Genomic DNA, 682 nt, shown 5'->3' with positions numbered 1-682 from the left:
GTTGCCCAGGGCATCGAAACGGAACAGCGCGTGGCGCTTGGCCCGCATCAGGGTGGGCATCAGTACCAGCAGCGGTGCAATCAGCAGCGCGGCGACCCCGACCACGTAGCCGGCCAGCAGGTGGCGCATCGCGTAGAGCGATTCGCCGAGCCAGACCATCTGGTTGACGCAGGCGCCGGCCAGCAGCAGGCCGCCGGCCAGTGCCAGGATCGCAAAGCGTTCCTGTGCCAGGCCCAGGAACGCCAGGCCTCCGGCACCGTCCGGATGTTCGGCATGCAGGCGCAGGCCCACGCGCGGCAGCCCGCACAACAGCACCGTCCACAACACGAACCGCCACAGCCACAGCAGGCCCAGCAGCCGGAAGATCGGCACCGACACCCATTCGTACCAGCGCCCGGCCGCCGTGAGCTGGCCGGCGTGCAGGCGCCAGTCGGCCACACCGGGCAGCAGGTTGACCGCGGTTCCGGCGAGCACAACCGGTGCCAGCGCGATCAGCAGGCACAGCAGTTCGGGGAGGGGGCTGTCGCGCCCGCGGCGGACCCGCTGCAGCAGCTGCTCCAGGTGGGCGGCGCGGCGTGCGGGCACCAGACTGGCGTGGCCGAGTTGGCGCAGCGCATTGCGCAGCAGTGCATCCGCGTGCGGCGCTGCGAGGACCAGCAGCGGAAGGGCGAGCAGCAGGCGG

1 protein-coding gene is annotated in these 682 nt (G+C 71.7%); it reads right to left on the bottom strand.

From position 1 onward, the window contains the following. Nucleotides 1-682, bottom strand: a 682-nt coding sequence (locus DBR34_RS16510; RefSeq protein ID WP_219928321.1) for a hypothetical protein, incomplete at both ends; no start/stop codon positions are given.

The organism is Stenotrophomonas sp. HMWF003, from assembly GCF_003061285.1.
GTDB classification, from domain to species: Bacteria; Pseudomonadota; Gammaproteobacteria; order Xanthomonadales; family Xanthomonadaceae; genus Stenotrophomonas; species Stenotrophomonas maltophilia_AP.
The sequence above is the reverse complement of the archived record's forward strand: the minus strand, read 5'-3'. Positions and strand labels throughout refer to the sequence as shown.